The sequence below is a fragment of the Aquimarina macrocephali JAMB N27 genome (genome assembly GCF_000520995.1).
Lineage (GTDB): Bacteria > Bacteroidota > Bacteroidia > Flavobacteriales > Flavobacteriaceae > Aquimarina > Aquimarina macrocephali.
In genome coordinates this window covers 38,923-55,991 of record NZ_JACA01000014.1, presented here as the reverse complement: position 1 = coordinate 55,991, position 17,069 = coordinate 38,923, and the positions used below count along the sequence as shown (strand labels likewise).

Genomic DNA, 17,069 nt, shown 5'->3' with positions numbered 1-17,069 from the left:
ATTACTCAATATTAGGTTCCTGTCTTCGGTTATTCTTAGTCTTGAATAAATATCCGACGGATAATTGCGCTACAGAATGCTTAAAATCTATATCCAATGTATCAATATCATTAATATTAGTTAACCCCAGATTATATCGTAATTGAAAAAACAAACCAGTCTCTGTCTTATATCCAGCTCCGAATCCCCAGCTAAAATCAAAATTATTAAAAGAATCAAAGAATTCATCAGGAGTATCTTCTGCAGATTCTGTTGCATTTGCTAATATAGCTAGTTGTGGCCCTGTCTCCAGACTAAATTTATTTATAAAATAAAACTTAGCGATAATAGGTAGTGTTAAATAATTTAAACTAATCTTATTTTCTTCTCCGCCATTATCAACTTTATACCCCTGTGCTGTATACAACACTTCTGCCTGTACAAAAAACCGTTGAGATATAGGAAACTCTACGACAGCACCCAAATGCATTCGTACTCTTGCATCTGTATTTTTTATATCTCCGGTTATATTCGCATAATTAGCTCCAAATTTAAATCCTGCACGAGTATATAATTCTTCACTCTCATCTTGAGCATATAAAGACGTGATCATCATCATTAGGACCGAAACAGTAAGAAAAAACTTATTCATCATATATAAATACTATTACTATTCAAAAGTAGTTTTATTTTTTAAAAAACCTGAATCTGTAAACAAAAAAAGCATTATAACATTTCTAAATACCCCTAAGCAATATTATCAATAAGGCTATAAAACTTATGTTCTATTAAAAATCGATGTGTTTTATTCTCTAATTATAATCAAAAATACGTTCAAAAAATATTAAGAACTAATTAACTTTTTGTTCTGGCAAATTAAATAGTTTAGCGGCAAACTTTAAACCAACAGTAATTATGAAAAAAATTGCATTAACTACTTTAGCAGTAGTAAGTTTTGTCTTTGCAAGTGCTCAAAACAATGATCAAACTACTAAAGGAAAATGGTTAATCGAAGCTAATACTAATTTCGGCGCAGCAAGTGCTTCTAATACGAGTATTCAATTTACAAGTTTTTCTGATGATGGAGGATCAGTAATTAATATTGGTGCAGAAGTAGGCTATTTTATAATGGATGATTTAGCTCTAAAAATTGGTTTGGGATATGGATCAATAGACAAAGGTGGTGATTCAGAATCTTTAGATTCCTTTTCTTATAAAATAGGGGCCAAATATTATATTATTGGGAGGATTCCTGTGCAGATCGATTATAATGGTGCAAGTACAGACCAAAACCAAGATCCATCCTATTTTGGTGTTCAGGGAGGTTATGCTTTTTTTCTAGGAGATAAAGTAAGTATTGAACCTGGATTGCGATACAATTTTAGCTTGGATGATCGGTTTCATGCTGATGCCTTCCAATTAAACATAGGGTTTGTATTACATCTATAAAAACATTTATTTATTATTTTAAAACCATCCCAAAGTAAATTGGGATGGTTTTCTTTTATATCATATCTTAGTATTAATGAAATGGGATCACGCTATAAAAGACTACAAACATTACTTAAAAATCGAAAGAGGATTATCTGAAAATTCAATTGTTAATTATACTCTTGATATCCAGCGATTATTAAAATTTCTAGAACATCAGAATATCGCAACTACTCCTCTTTCTATTGAAAAAGATATACTTCAGCAATTTATTTTTGAAACAGCAAAACTGGTTAATCCCCGTTCACAATCAAGAATTATTTCTGGATTAAAAAGTTTCTTTAATTATCTTGTATTTGAAGATTATAGAGAAACCAACCCTATGGAACTCATAGAGTCACCAAAAATAGGAAGAAAACTACCCGATACATTATCTGTAGAAGAAATAGATCTCATTATTGCTCAAATCGACCTTGGCAAACCAGAAGGAGAACGTAATCGCGCAATTATAGAAACTCTCTATGGATGTGGTTTAAGGGTAAGTGAGCTTATAACCTTAAAAAAATCCAGTCTTTTTTTTGATGAAGGGTACATTAGTGTTACCGGGAAAGGTGATAAACAACGTTTTGTACCTATAGGAGAAACTACTCAAAAGTATATTGATATTTATACTACCGAAATTCGTAATCATATTGATATTAAAAAAGGACATGAAGATACCTTATTTTTAAACAGAAGAGGAAGACAACTCACCCGAGCAATGATTTTTACTATCATAAAGCGATTGGTAGAAAAAGCAGGGATCCACAAACAGGTTAGTCCTCACACTTTCAGGCATTCTTTTGCTACTCATCTTTTAGAGAATGGCGCCGATTTAAGAGCTATTCAATTAATGCTAGGTCATGAAAGTATTACAACTACAGAAATATATATGCATATAGATCGAAGCCACTTAAGCGAGGTTATACATAGTTTTCATCCAAGGAGATAATATGAACATAAACCTGAAAAGAATATCTATATTTCTGATACTATTCTTAAACAGTTTTATAGTACTCGCACAACGATTACATGCAGATGGTGGTATTCTTCTAAAAGCAGAAATTACTATAGGTAATCAAAATCAATGGCTACAACTTGGAGTATTTGGATTCGGAACAATGAATTATGGTGATATTTCTATAGAAAGCGGTTTATCTATTGCGTCTTATACGTTTTTAAAACGACATACTATCAAAATGCCCGGCTTAGCATATTCCTATGATTTTTTTGCTCTGGGCGGAATAGGAAAAAATAGTAATTTATTAGGATCATCTGTTTCAACGACCAATACCTCGATTATATTTAATCCAACAGGGAAAGGTGGGTTCAAAGGACTCGGGTTTGGTTTTGGTAAAGATTACCTCCCAAAAGAGTTAAAATCGTATGGGTTAAAAAGAGGCGCGTTTTTGATGCGATTTAGCAATGCTGATCATAATATCCACCTTGCTTTTTTGAATGATTTCAAAATCGGTTGGTTTAGTGGTTCGGGAACCGATTATGGCGTTACAGGTTCTTTAAATATTGGGTTTACCAAAATACAGAATTCAACAAGAGTATATCGATTGGGTTTTGGAGTTGATCTTTTTACTCCAAGACCAGATTACAGTATATCTCCCAGAAATAAAATAAACTCTGATGATGGTCGCAAAAATGTATGGTTTACATTACCCCCATATGCAGATTTATTTTACAGTAACCTTTATAGTTACGGTACGTTTCAGGATGCCAATTATACTATACACGCCAAATTTGGAATTAATAGTCAAAAAGCAGGGGCATATATACAAAACACATTACATGATGGTATTGGGCTAAACCCTCGTTTTCCCTGGAAAGTAGAAACAAAAGATAAGATATTTATAGAAATTAGTGGAGCTTTACTTCTCAAAGAGACTACAGATGAATAATAAATTTAACATATACTATTACTTAGTCTTATCGGTATTATGTAGTGGCTGTAATACCTATACCACGTTTTATAGCAAAACCTATACAGCTAACCCAATCAATGATACTTCTAAAGTATATCGCTTGGATCTTAGCAATCAAAATCTTGAGGTTTTACCAGATTATGTGACCAATTATAAAGATCTAAAAATGATAGATCTTAGTAATAACCCGAACCTAAAACTAGATCAAGTATTTAAAAAATTAAATCTATTAGTCAGGCTTGAAGTTTTAAATCTAGATAACATGAATATCTCTACTTTACCAGAGTCTATTAAAATGTTATCTCACTTAAAACAAATTTCTATAGCCCATAATCCAAATTTAAACCTGGAACACACTTTTGATCTTATCTCTGAACTTCCTATTGAATTTATAAATTTGAAAGGAAATAATATCGAAGAACTTCCTGGTAATATCAGCAAACTACATTCATTAAGAGATGTAAACTTATCGTATAATAAATTAAAAGGAAAAGAGAGTTATGTTCATTTAGGTGCGTTACCTCGGCTATATTCTTTATGGTTAGATCATAATGATCTGGATGAATTACCAGTTACAATAGGTTTATTAAATCAGGTACACTTTCTATATATTGATCATAACAACTTAAAAGTACTGCCAAATGAGATGTCTGAAATGAAAAAAACATGGGTTGTACATGCTGGATATAATAAGTTTCGGGAATTACCCGAAGTATTCACCAAAATGCGATCTCTGTTTATGGTACATGTTAATAACAATAATATTCAATCGATTCCCGAAGTTTATAGTACACAGAAATACACCTTATCCGGGCTCATTTTAGACAACAATCCCATTAATAAAACAGAAAAAAGAAAAGCTCAAAAGTTATTTAAAGGGTTCTTTCTACTCTCCTTCGAGCAGAAAAAACAATAAAAAACTCTTACTACGAGAGTAAGAGTTTTTTATATTAGGTATATCTATTTAAAAATATTAATTCGGTCTCTTCACAATTCCCGAAGGAACAACAGTATTAGACAACATCGTTACAGGGTTTCCAGATCCAGTTGTAATTCCTGCAGTTGCGCTAAGTGGTGATATAAAAAATGGTTTAGGGTCACCATCTGCTATAGGCTCAACTGTAATAAACACTTTTTTGCTTGTTACCGCAGCAGGAAGTGTAATTCCAGTAATAGGAACTTGGGTCGGTAAAACAAGAAAATCTTCTCCAGGAAATGCAGGAACAGTTCCTCCTGAACCTTTAAAGAAATTTCCATCATCAACACCACTAACATTAGAAAAAGTTCCTGTAGATAAAATTTGAGTACCAAAATCCACCCAACCTTCATACTTCCATCCGCTAGCTAGAGCAGGAAGAGATAAACCAGGAGCAGTATCACCATTCATAAACCAAACACCAAACTCATCATTACCATTATCCACGCCTCCAGCATTGTCTGTAGGAGTTGCTAAGAAAAACTGACCTGATGTATTAGAAAGATCAGCAACTACTGGTGGAAAAGTAAGCTGTGCAGAATTACCATTAAAATTACCCGTCAAAATTTTTGTATCAGAAGGTCCATTATCGATATCTCCCACTGGTTCTACAGTTACTATAAACTGAGTTGCGCTTGCTAGATCAGATGCAAATACGTCTAAACGAACCACTCCTTCGGGGTTAGTAAATTTTACAGTACTAACAGGTTGTCCATTAACAATAATCCATCCTTGATAAGCAGTTCCTCCTGTAAGAGCCTTTAATCCGATCGTCTCTAATTCTATTGTGGCAACTGCTGGACCGTCATCATCATTAGAGCACGAATTGAATAGCGCTCCAAAAAATAGAACCGCTATAAATAATTTTGTTTTTGTCATCACTTTGCTTTTTAATTATCTTTCAAATGTAATTAGATTACAATAAAATTAACTCCAAAATACTTACAAAATTGTATATAAAAACATATTCTTCCTATCTTAAAATGTATTCGTTATTTCCCTTGCTGCCCTTCAACATTGGGTGTTTTAAATAATTCTATAAAAGCTGGACCTATATGAGATATGATTTCACCCGCAATCAACCCTTCAAAACCTGTTTTTTGAACGGCTATATCTCCAGAGCTTCCATGTAAATAGACTCCAAAAACTGCAGCATGCAGAGGATCATAACTTTGAGATAGCAAACCAGTAATCATCCCTGTAAGCACGTCACCGCTTCCTGCCGTGGCCATTCCCGGGTTTCCTGTATTATTTACATATAATTGATCTTCATATACAGTGATAGAGTTTGCTCCTTTAATAATTACAATACAATCATATTGTTTTGAAAATGCTTTTGTTTTTTTAATTTTATCAAAATCACCTTTCCATTTACCGACTAATCGTTCTAACTCCTTTGGGTGAGGTGTTAAAATAGTTTTCTTAGGTAGTTTCTCAAGAAGTTCAGTATTTTTTGCCAAAATATTGATTCCATCAGCGTCTATCACAAGAGGAGATTCATTTTCCTTTAAAAACTCTCCAAAGGCATTAACTGTTTTTTCATCGGTTCCAAGACCTATTCCAATTCCTATAGCTGCAGGCTTAAAATCCAAAGTGATTTCTTCTAATTCATCATCACTATCTGCAATAACCATTGCTTCTGGAACAGCCGTCTGCAGCACTTCATACCCACATTCGGGGATATATGCAGTAACTAAGCCAGCTCCTGTCTTTAAGGCAGCTTTAGTTGCCAAAACCATACTTCCTATCTTACCATAGCTCCCTCCTATCATTACAGAATGTCCATAAGTACCTTTATGACTAAACTTATGTCTTGGTCGATATAATGGCAATACTTCATTTTTATTAATCAAGACTCCGACACCCGGGTTTTGCATTAAAAAACTTCGGTCCAATCCAATATCAATCACTTGCAGGTCTTGTGTATACATACCCGTTTCTGGTAAAAAGAAAACAAGTTTTGGTAATTGAAATGTAACTGTAACGTTTGCAAAAATTACTCCTTCAGGATTGTCTTGTGCTTTATCAGAATATAAACCCGAAGGAATATCTATAGAAAGTGTAAAACATCTCGAAGTATTAAGGTGTTTGATTAAAGAAACCACCCAGGGCACCAAAGGTCTGTTAAGTCCAATACCAAAAATGGCATCAATAACTATATCCTCTCGTTTAAGTTGAGGAAAATCCTCTTCGCATTTAAGCTGGATAGGCCAATCTTTACTAATTTCTTTTAATCGATCATAGTTAGATAGAAACTCCTTCGATCTATTATCGCTAAAATTTACGATGTAAGTTTTTACATTATACCCATGTTCTAACAATAATCTCGAAACTACTAGTCCGTCTCCTCCATTATTCCCAATACCACAAAAAACATGGATCATAATTGGAGATCCTTGTAATCTGCTATGAATCAAATTAAAAATTTGTGTTGCAGCACGCTCCATCAATTCTAATGATGTGATCTTAGCAGCTACCATTGTAGCTTCATCTGCCATACGCATTTGTTGCGCAGAAAATATTTTCATCTATCTATATGTATTAATATTTATTCATGTTTTTATCCTAGAGGTTCCTTTAAGAACCTTCAACAAACTGGTAATCCTTCCTCAAAGACCCTAAATACAATTTTAATCGTGCCTGTTTCATACTTTTTCTAAGAATTACATAATGAAACAAGTTATTAATTATTGAATTAGTAAAAATTTAAGGATGCAGTTAATTTAATTTTCTTTAAAAGTAAAAAATTATACATTTGAACACGCAAAGTAAAGCAAACAAATGTTTAGTACCATTTTCTTATTGGCTTTATTATTTACCTTAGGAACGATTATCGTATCTGAGGCTTCTTCTATTACAACAGGTACTATTACTATTATTACCCTTAGGGGTTAGTTCATTTATATATTACCACCGCACCACATACGTAATTCACAAAAAAAGAATTACCAGCAAAGCTTTTATTAATAATTTCAACTTAAAAAATACAATATATCATGAACGTTCTAAAATTTGGAGGTTCTTCTGTCGCTAATGCATCGACCATAGAAAGTGTAATAGAAATCATAAAACAACAATCTCAAAAGCAATCTTTATATGTAGTAGTTTCTGCAATGGGCGGAATTACCGACTTACTATTACAAGCAGGAGAAGAAGCTTCTGCTAACAATGAAAACTATAAAAACACACTGGCAGAAATTGAGAAAAGGCATTTTGAAGCTGTAAAAACTCTTATCCCTGTAGTATCCCAAAGTGCAATAATTAGTAAGGTGAAAGCCGAACTTAACACTTTAGAATCATTGTGTGAAGGTGTATACTTATTAAGTGAATTATCTCTTAAGACAGCTGCCGTAATTGCAGGTTTTGGAGAGATGCTCTCTTCTTATATTATCACCGAAGCAGCCAAAATAAAAGGCTTAGATATCGTTTTAAAAGATTCTAGAGAACTAATCGTTAAAACAATTAATTCTAAAGTCGTAATTGATTATAAAGAGACCAATACCAGAATCAAAGAATTTGCAAATAATAGTACACATAAAGTAAGTCTTTTTCCCGGTTTTGTTGCAAGAACAAAGGATGGCGAACCAACTACACTAGGAAGAGGGGGCTCTGATTTTACAGCAGCTATTCTGGCAGCAGCTATTGATGCAAGTGAATTACAAATCTGGACAGATGTAAGTGGTTTATATACCGCCAACCCAAAATTAGTAAAACAAGCTAAACCTGTACATCATATTTCATATCAGGAAGCTATGGAACTTTCTCATTTTGGAGCTAAAGTAATCTACCCTCCTACCATACATCCTGTATTAGAAAAGAATATTCCGATAATTATTAAAAATACTTTTAAACCCAAAGATCAAGGAACTCTTATTACACGAAAGGTAGATGAAAGAAAAAGACCAGTAACCGGGATTAGTCATATTGATAGTATCGCGATCATTTCTCTGGAAGGTAGCGGCATGGTTGGCATTCCTGGATTTTCTAAACGCCTATTCGAAGCGTTATTTTTAGAAAATATAAATGTTATTCTTATTACACAAGCTTCTTCTGAGCATTCTATATGTCTTGCCGTTGAAGCTTCTGAAGCAGAGAAAGCCAAAACCATTTTGGATACTACATTCGAATTCGAGATTTCTAAGTACAAACTAGACCCTGTAAAAATAGAAAATGATGTAGCTATCGTTGCATTGGTTGGTGATAATATGTATCACCATCAGGGGTTAAGTGGTAAAATGTTTAGTACACTAGGTAAAAACAATGTAAATATTAGAGCTATCGCCCAAGGAGCTTCAGAAAAGAATATTTCTGTAGTCATAGCAAAAAAAGACATTAAAAAAGCTCTTAATATATTACATGAACGATTTTTTGAAGTAAAAACTAAACAATTAAACCTATTTATAACTGGTGTAGGAAACGTAGGTAGTAAACTAATCGAACAACTTCAACAACAAAATAAATACCTAAAAGATAAACTACGCCTTAAAATTCGAGTAGTTGGCATGTCAAATTCAAGAAACATGATCTTTAATGAAGATGGAATTGATCTTGATTCCTGGCAAGAAATACTTCCAAAAGGAGAAAAGGCGAATGCAGAATCATTTTTCGCCAAGGCAAAAGAAATGAATCTACGTAATTCTATCTTTGTAGACAATACTGCAAATCCCAATATTGCTAAGATTTATAAGCATTATCTGGCAGAAAGTATGGCTGTAGTAACTTGTAACAAAATTGCATGTGCCGATGAATATTCGAATTATGAAGAATTACAAGATCTCTCCAGAAAATTTAATGCTCCGTTTTTATATGAAACCAATGTTGGAGCAGGTTTACCTATAATCGATACTCTTAATAATTTAATTGCCTCTGGAGATAATATTCACAAAATACAAGCTGTATTATCAGGCAGTCTTAATTTTGTATTTAATAATTATACAGAAGAAGTTACTTTTCATGATATTGTAAAACAGGCTCAGCAAGAAGGATACACAGAACCAGATCCAAAGATTGATTTAAGTGGTGTTGATGTGGCTCGAAAAATCCTGATCCTTGCTCGTGAAAGTGAAAAAATTATGGAGCTTGAAAATATCGAGAATGAAGCATTTCTTCCTCAGGAAAGCTTAGAAACCAAAAGTGTAGATGAATTCTTTAATTCGCTAGCCCAAAATGAGGAACATTTTAAGGAAATTCTGGCAGAGGCTAACAAAAAAGAATGTCGATTAAAATATGTCGCGCAATACGAAGCAGAAAATGCTAAAGTAGGATTGCAGCATATACCAGCTGATCATCCTTTTTATAATCTGGAAGGAAGTGATAATATTGTACTTTTTTATACAGATCGATATCCAAAACAACCTTTGATAGTTAAAGGAGCCGGAGCTGGAGCCGAAGTTACTGCTTCTGGTATCTTTGCAGATATCATAAGAATTGGCAAAAGTAAATAATATGAAATCAGCCTGACAATTAAAACGTACTAAAAAAAGAACAGATGAAAAGTGTTAAAATATTTGCTCCCGCAACAGTTGCTAATCTTTCTTGTGGATTTGATGTATTAGGATGTTGCTTGGATAATGTTGGCGATGAGATGATAATTTCAATCACGGCAGATCCTGGCGTAAAAATAACAAAGATTGAAGGAGCTAACCTTCCGATGGAAACTCACAAAAATGTTGCTGGTGTTGCTGTCGAAGCATTTCTTGAAGCATATGGGGAAAATATAGGGGTAGCCATAGAAATTTATAAAAAGATAAAAGCAGGTAGCGGAATTGGAAGTAGTGCCGCTAGTAGTTCTGGTGCTGTTTGGGCGGTAAATTACTTATTGGGTAACCCATTTACCATGCACGAATTGGTAAAATTTGCAATGGAAGGTGAAAAATTAGCCAGCGGTAATGCACATGCAGATAATGTTGCTCCTGCCCTTCTTGGTGGATTTACTTTGGTACGTAGCTATGCACCATTGGATATCGTAAAATTACATTCTCCAAAAGATCTGGTGATGACAGTTATTCATCCACAGATTGAAGTAAAAACATCGGATTCCAGATCCGTAATCAAACATAAGGTAACCTTAAAAAAAGCAATTCATCAATGGGGAAATGTTGGTGGATTTGTTGCCGGATTGTTCACAGAAGACTATGATTTAATTGGTAGAAGTTTAGACGATGTGATTATCGAGCCATTGCGATCCATTTTAATTCCTGAATTTAACAATGTTAAAAGTGCTGCTATTGAAAAAGGTGCTTTGGGTTCGGGAATATCTGGTTCTGGGCCTTCTATTTTTGCATTAAGCAAAGGTATGAAGGTTGCAAACGACGTAGCAGATGTAATAAAAGATATTTATAATAAAACAGGAATTGATTTTGATATACACATCTCAAAAATTAATAGCAAGGGAATTAAGATAATAGAAGAAACTGAATACAGAAAATAAAAAACAATGAAATACTATAGTTTAAATAATAATGCTCCTAAAGTATCTTTTTCTGAAGCTGTCATAAAAGGTTTAGCTCCAGATCGAGGATTATACTTTCCAGAAAATATAACACCGTTACCTAGTTCGTTTTTTGAAAACATCGAACATCTGGACAACATTGAGATTGCCTATCAGGCTATACACCAATTTGTTGGAGATGAAATACCAGAGCCAGAGCTACGAGACATTCTGGCAGATGTTTTAAGTTTTGATTTTCCTGTAATAGAAGTTGAAAACAATATAGGAACATTAGAACTGTTTCATGGTCCTACGATGGCTTTTAAAGATGTAGGAGCACGTTTTATGGCACGATGCCTAGGGTATTTCAATAGAAATAACGAAAACCAGGTTACTGTTTTGGTTGCTACTTCTGGGGATACTGGTGGTGCAGTTGCAAATGGTTTTTTAGGAGTAAAAGGTGTAAATGTGGTTATTCTTTACCCAAGTGGAAAAGTAAGCGAAATCCAAGAAAAACAACTAACCACACTTGGGCAAAATATAACAGCTCTAGAAATCAACGGAGTTTTTGATGATTGCCAGGAAATGGTAAAAACTGCATTTCTGGATGCAAGCATTACTGATCATAAACAATTAACCTCTGCAAATTCTATCAATGTGGCTCGGTGGCTCCCACAATTATTTTATTTCTTATTTGCTTACAAACAGGTTAAACATAAGAAAAAAGATATCGTGTTTTCTGTTCCAAGTGGTAATTTTGGTAATATTTGCGCAGGAATTGTTGCTCATAAATTAGGGCTTCCTGTTAAACAATTTATAGCCTCGACCAATATAAATGATACTGTTGTTAGGTATTTAGAAACTTCAGAATACCAACCAAAACCATCAAAAGCTACTATTTCTAATGCAATGGATGTAGGTAATCCAAGTAATTTCATCAGAATACAACAGCTTTTTAATCATAATTTTGCTGAGCTTAAGAATAAATTCTCTGCTTATAGTTTTGATGATAATCAAACCAGAGAGGCTATGAAGATGATATATAACGAAGCAGGATATATTTCTGATCCCCATGGTGCTGTTGGTTATTTAGGTCTTAAGCAACAGGAGCTTACTAATAATGAATATGGTATATTTCTAGAAACTGCTCACCCTGTGAAATTCCTAAATATAGTTGAGGAAACTTTGGACACAACTATAGAAATCCCGAATCAAATCCAAAAAGTAATGGGTAAGGAAAAACATAGTATAACAGTAAATAGTTATGAAAAACTAAAAGAGTTCTTACTTAGGTAAGAACTCTTTTAAAAATATAGTTTTTATTTTTTTAATCTGTAGCTAAAGATTTCATTACTCCATGAACAATATCAGTAGTAGATGCCAGGTATTTAAAATTTACTGTTGTATACTTATCTTCACTCTTACGTACAAAAGGTGAATTATCTGCATTTTTTAATTCTGCAGTAAGCGTCACAGTTTCAAAACCAAAATTGGCAAAAAATCTACTCTCTGGTGTAGCCACTTCTCTCTTATATATAGGCACGGGAGATTCAAGACGATATAATGACTCTAAGCTAAGGCTAGATGCTAGCATTTCTATAGCTCTATCTTCATCATTATCCCACCCCATATAATCAGATCGATGCATGGAATGAATCTTATATTCTTCGTCTTTTAATTTTTTGGTAAACATTCTTGTACCTACCATATTACTTTTCCAGTGGTCAAAAAATACAACCATGAAATTTATTTTACGTTCCTCTAATTTTGCTAATTTCATTGCGACATAATATGCAATCGCAACACCTGTAGCATTATGAACCGCACCAGGACTGTCCTTAACAGTATCATAATGGGCTGCTATCACAACATATACATCACTACCATTGGTAGCCGGAATCTCTGCAAAGATATTTGCGCCATTAAATAAATTTCCTTTCTTATCCTTTACATTGTAAGTATGTTTTTCAGGTTTAAGTCCTATATCTTTTAAAGAACTAAATAAAAAATCGGCAGTAGTTTTCCTCTCGGAAGCACTTGATCTGCTTTTTAATTTTTTTCTTCCTCTAATAGGTTCATGGCCAGTGAGCTTGGCGACAATTCCTTTTTGGACATTAATAATCTCTGCTTCTTTTCGATCTTGTTCAGTCTGAGCTGGGGCCATCTGAATTGCGAAAATAAATAATAGTAAAAATTCTCTATAATAATTCATTTTGTAGGTTTTGTATTCTTTTTCCCTTTAACACAAATTTATGAAAAATCTGTAATTAAACAATTTTGTATTTTTATTGCATAAAATAACACTTTAATATGTCTTTTGCAAAAACCATACCTTTTATTATACTAACGTTATTATTTGTTCAATGTGGCAATGATTCCAATACTAAAAATTTATTAAGTGCTTCTGAAAATTGGAGGGGCGAAGTTATTGAATTTCCTTTAGAATTTGCTACTTCCTTACAATATTCGGGTATTGAACATGTACGTTTTGCCCCAGGATGGGGAAAAGAAGGCACTTCTGACTATTTTTCATATGCTTTTTTATGGGATTTAAATGAGAATCCTCAGTTATCTGCTAAAAAACTTGAATCCGAAATGGAAGCATATTTTGATGGTTTAATGCGTTTGGTATCCAAAATGGATTCAGAACAAAAGAATAAAATACCTAAGTCTAAAGCTTTTTTTGAAAAAGTAAATGATTCTGTATATGTAGGAAAAATAATTGCTTATGATGCTTTTACTACAAAAAAAGAAGTGAATCTAAATATTACAGTAAAGTATAGTAAGTGTAAATTAGAAAATAAGCACCTTGTATTGTTTAATTTATCTCCTCAACCTCTCGAACATCAAATCTGGAAGAAATTAAAAAAAGTGACCGTTACTATGAATTGCAAATAACAAGTTCTTTTTCAATTCATAAAGACTCTTTTTGTTTTACTGCTTATTATTGAGCAGTCATTTCGTATACGATATAAGTATCCTAAAATAGTTTAAAGCCGGGTTGTTTTAAACCACTGGAATGCTATAATGGTTTTTGCATCACATATTCTTCCTGATTCTAGTAGATCATCAATTTCTGAAATATGATGCTTACATAGCTCAATATCTTCATCTTCTTCCTGTAATCCTCCCCCAACATATATTTTATCTTTATCAGAAACTTCTGCATAATATAGATACATACGCTCAGAAGAGCCTCCTGGAGTAGCATAAAATGTAGTTATATGCTCTAAACTATTAACTAGATATCCTGTTTCTTCTTTAACCTCACGAATTGCACATGCAACAGGGTCTTCATTTTCTTCTAAACCTCCGGCAGGAATCTCTAAAAGCCAGCCATTACCATTTTTTGTAGTAGGGTAACGAAATTGGTTAATCAATATCAGGTGATCTGTATTTTTTTCATACAATAAAATTGCGACAGAATCTCCTCGATCTACCATTTCTCGAGAATATGTTATGGGAGTATCCTTATGAAAACGATCGTGAGTAACTACTGCTTTTTTTACTTTCAAAAAACCATCGTAGACCAGGTTCTCATTAAGAATTTTATAATCCATCCATTTATAATTTGGCAAGCAAAATATTGTGTTTTGCTGCTAACAAGATATGGATTTAAATGGAAATATAATATCAGTCACTGGTCAGAGTTTCATTAATAAAAATGGGCTCGAATAATTTTAATATCAATCGAACCCATTATCAATAACTAACTCAAATCCCTTTACTTTTTCCTATAAAATTCCTTTTATCGATATAGAATCTAAAATAATCATTTCTGTACCTGCACCATTTCTAAATGTTACTACTAATTTCCCTGTAGCTAATTTGTTATCTGGTATTGGTATTCTCAATTCTTGCCATGTTCCTTCTACAGCTTCAACATCATCATCAAAAATAGAAAGAATGGGATCTCCTAAGCCATCTGCTGTTTCAAAGTAAACTACAACCCCATCTTCTGTTTCCCACGAGGTGGTTCTAAAAAACAATTTTATATCTAACACGGCATTAGTCACATCTGGATTTAAGCCAGTAATTTCATCAAAAGTTAGTGTTACAAAGCCATCGAGATCGGATGTGATATACCCTTGGTTTCCATCGATAAAATTAGTTTCGAAACTATCAGGGTTTGCAGAAGTAACCGTAGTATTATAGACTCCCATTATTTCTTGTTCAATCGCACTAACACTTGCTGCCAAAAAAGATGCTGTAAAACCTAATTCACTACCCGTACTTATATAACTCACATAAGGAACTTCTGATCCTGGGTCTGTATCCTGAATATTTGGTAACGGTTCCTGTGTTGCAGCTGGACGTGGATACCTAGTTAAGGTCCCAAAAGTTGGCACTTCTTCAAAACTGGTATATCCAAATTCAAAAAGATCATCTTCTCCAATATTTATCGTTACACTTTTATTTTCTCTTTTGTCTGGTTCCCCTAAGATATAACCTTGTATAGATTGAAGACTAAATGTCACTGCTCTTGATCCTTTAGAAAGATCATCATCAACCAAAGATTCAAGCAGTATCACATCCACTGTTGATTGCCCGGCAGGTAAGACAAAGCTTCCCGAACTTGCAGGAAGCATAAAATCAATTCCTTCTTGAGCAGCATCTTGATCTGGAAATGCCACGGTATAGTTCACCGTCAGATCTTCAGAAAGAAGCTCACCCGAGTATGTAAAAGTAGTAGTAACTGCTCCCATATCAGATTCAAGAACATTAATTTCATTAGTTTTAAAAGAAATATAATTAAATTCAGAGGGTAATAGTACGTCGTTTTCAGTATCACAACCTAGGATACTTACTAAACCTATGAGGTATATAAATTTTATACTTTTCATGTTTGTTTCGTTTTTAATATCCTGGATTTTGTTGATTAGCGATATTTGGGTTTACATTGATTTCATCGATAGGTACAGGTAAGATCGTTCTATTGGCTGGGGCATTAATCTCGATTGGATCCCCATCTTGTCTGTATTTATTAAAAGTGATACCATGTCTGGTAAGGTCAAAGAGCCTAAATCCTTCAAAAGCTAACTCTTTTCTTCTTTCCAGTAAAATTTTATCCTGTAGTGCTTGCCCTGTTTCTGTTGATACTGGTAATGTATCTGGAGGAACAGGTATTTCTAATGCGCGATGAATAATTACATCCAAAGCTTGCTGAGCATCAGAATCTTCATTTAATTGTGCATGTGCTTCTGCTTTTATCAAATACATCTCCGAAAGTCGTAAAACATGTACATTATCATCCTGAGTATCGTTGCGAGGAAATTTTTGTATTAGATTTACTGCTCCATCTGCTGGGTACAACTCTTTTCTAATATCTGTATCAGATAAATTACTCTTAAAATTATCAGTAGCAAACGCATCTTTATAATTAAGGTAAAAATGACTAATTGAATTTGAACCCGAATTATCGGTTTCATTATTAGCTACAACAAATAAACTTTCTGAGTTAAAGTCCTCTGCCCAACCTGTAATATAATTATCTCTTGTTAGTAAACTTTTACCACTGGTATTAATAACATCGGTAGCCATATCTCTGGCTCCTGTCCAATTCTCTTGATGTAAGTACACTCTTGCCAATAGTCCTTTGGCAGCATTGATATCCAATCTTGTAGGTCTGGATTCTGTACGCATCAGATTAATAGCTTCCATCAGATCACTAATTATTTGTTGATAAACAGCTGCTGTTGTACTTCGTGGAGGTTCTTGAATATCTGCTCCATCACCCAATAGTTCAAAATCTGGTATTGGAACACCTAAATGAGAAGCATCTGTAGTAAAGTTATAAGGTTGAGCAAATAACAGCTGAAAATTATGAAAAGCCAACGCTCTCAACGCATACATTTCTCCTATATACTGATCTGCATCTTCTTGTACCGTCTCAGGAAAAGATAATTTCTTGCCTTCACGTATTACAATTGAAGTAGTAGCAATTATTCGAGATGTAATATTCCACGCCTCGTTAGTTCTAGTATCATTTGATGTAACTATATAATCGTCAAATTCTAAGTACCTTCCTGTATTATCAAAAGCATCTATAAATGCATTATCCGACATAATCTCGGGCAATAGCGTAAAAGTTCTGTTGTATAACGCTGGATTTGCAAGGAAGCTATATGCTCCACTAGTAGCGAGTTTCAAAGAATTGATATCTGTAATAGCATCTTCTACTTCTACAGCATCAGAAAAACGTTGCTCTAAAGTATCCTCACATGATAATAATGTGAGTAGTATGGTAATAAATATATAAGTGTATTTTTTCATGATAATT

The 17,069-nt window shown here is 33.6% G+C and carries 15 protein-coding genes; 8 read left to right on the top strand and 7 right to left on the bottom strand.

The features are described from left to right. Position 1: 1 nt before the first annotated feature. Positions 2–634 carry a porin family protein gene (locus Z054_RS28255; protein WP_084050256.1) on the bottom strand — a complete coding sequence of 211 codons (633 nt, stop codon included), beginning with the start codon at positions 632–634 and terminating at the stop codon, positions 2–4. 260 nt (positions 635–894) lie between these two features. Between Z054_RS28255 and Z054_RS0110765 the strand changes: the two genes are divergently transcribed. From Z054_RS0110765 to Z054_RS0110750, 4 genes are all read left to right on the top strand, one after another. Continuing rightward, positions 895–1,428, top strand: coding sequence for a porin (locus tag Z054_RS0110765; protein ID WP_024770073.1), 534 nt, complete (start codon positions 895–897; stop codon positions 1,426–1,428). 76 nt (positions 1,429–1,504) lie between these two features. Beyond that, positions 1,505–2,401: a site-specific tyrosine recombinase XerD gene (gene xerD / locus Z054_RS0110760; protein WP_024770072.1), complete on the top strand. Its 897-nt coding sequence runs from the start codon at positions 1,505–1,507 to the stop codon at positions 2,399–2,401. A 1-nt stretch (position 2,402) separates the two neighbouring features. Continuing rightward, on the top strand, positions 2,403–3,359 hold the full coding sequence (locus Z054_RS0110755; protein WP_024770071.1) for a hypothetical protein: 957 nt from the start codon (positions 2,403–2,405) through the stop codon (positions 3,357–3,359). Then, positions 3,352–4,299, top strand: a complete 948-nt coding sequence (locus Z054_RS0110750) for a leucine-rich repeat domain-containing protein (protein WP_024770070.1) — start codon at positions 3,352–3,354, stop codon at positions 4,297–4,299. Before Z054_RS0110755 ends, Z054_RS0110750 begins: the two co-directional genes overlap by 8 nt. Before the next feature lie 57 nt (positions 4,300–4,356). Here the strand turns inward: Z054_RS0110750 and Z054_RS0110745 are convergent, their stop codons facing one another. Continuing rightward, positions 4,357–5,238: an anti-sigma factor gene (locus Z054_RS0110745; RefSeq protein ID WP_024770069.1), complete on the bottom strand. Its 882-nt coding sequence runs from the start codon at positions 5,236–5,238 to the stop codon at positions 4,357–4,359. Between the two features lie 113 nt (positions 5,239–5,351). Next, entirely contained in the window at positions 5,352–6,887 is a 1,536-nt protein-coding gene (locus tag Z054_RS0110740; RefSeq protein WP_024770068.1) for a bifunctional ADP-dependent NAD(P)H-hydrate dehydratase/NAD(P)H-hydrate epimerase, read from the bottom strand. Positions 6,888–7,355: 468 nt separating this feature from the next. On the opposite strand from Z054_RS0110740, the gene thrA reads away from it, so the two are divergent. Genes thrA through thrC form a run of 3 tightly spaced genes read left to right on the top strand, consistent with a single transcriptional unit; the run spans position 7,356 to position 12,085 of the window. Then, on the top strand, positions 7,356–9,803 hold the full coding sequence (gene thrA / locus Z054_RS0110730) for a bifunctional aspartate kinase/homoserine dehydrogenase I (RefSeq protein WP_024770067.1): 2,448 nt from the start codon (positions 7,356–7,358) through the stop codon (positions 9,801–9,803). A gap of 44 nt (positions 9,804–9,847) precedes the next feature. Then, complete coding sequence (locus tag Z054_RS0110725) at positions 9,848–10,789, top strand: homoserine kinase (RefSeq protein WP_024770066.1); 942 nt, start codon at positions 9,848–9,850, stop codon at positions 10,787–10,789. A gap of 6 nt (positions 10,790–10,795) precedes the next feature. Beyond that, entirely contained in the window at positions 10,796–12,085 is a 1,290-nt protein-coding gene (thrC, locus tag Z054_RS0110720; RefSeq protein ID WP_024770065.1) for a threonine synthase, read from the top strand. Positions 12,086–12,116: 31 nt separating this feature from the next. On the opposite strand, the gene Z054_RS0110715 is transcribed toward thrC, so the two are convergent. Then, complete coding sequence (locus Z054_RS0110715; RefSeq protein WP_024770064.1) at positions 12,117–13,001, bottom strand: M28 family metallopeptidase; 885 nt, start codon at positions 12,999–13,001, stop codon at positions 12,117–12,119. Positions 13,002–13,099: 98 nt separating this feature from the next. Between Z054_RS0110715 and Z054_RS0110710 the strand changes: the two genes are divergently transcribed. Continuing rightward, positions 13,100–13,687 (top strand): hypothetical protein, encoded by a 588-nt coding sequence (locus Z054_RS0110710; protein WP_024770063.1) that lies wholly within the window; start codon positions 13,100–13,102, stop codon positions 13,685–13,687. Between the two features lie 92 nt (positions 13,688–13,779). On the opposite strand, the gene Z054_RS0110705 is transcribed toward Z054_RS0110710, so the two are convergent. From Z054_RS0110705 to Z054_RS0110695, 3 genes are all read right to left on the bottom strand, one after another. Beyond that, entirely contained in the window at positions 13,780–14,349 is a 570-nt protein-coding gene (locus tag Z054_RS0110705) for an NUDIX domain-containing protein (protein WP_024770062.1), read from the bottom strand. A gap of 174 nt (positions 14,350–14,523) precedes the next feature. Further along, the gene (locus Z054_RS0110700) at positions 14,524–15,633 is read right to left on the bottom strand and encodes a hypothetical protein (protein ID WP_024770061.1); all 1,110 of its coding nucleotides are present in this window, start codon (positions 15,631–15,633) and stop codon (positions 14,524–14,526) included. A 13-nt stretch (positions 15,634–15,646) separates the two neighbouring features. Beyond that, complete coding sequence (locus Z054_RS0110695) at positions 15,647–17,062, bottom strand: RagB/SusD family nutrient uptake outer membrane protein (protein WP_024770060.1); 1,416 nt, start codon at positions 17,060–17,062, stop codon at positions 15,647–15,649. Positions 17,063–17,069: the final 7 nt, after the last annotated feature.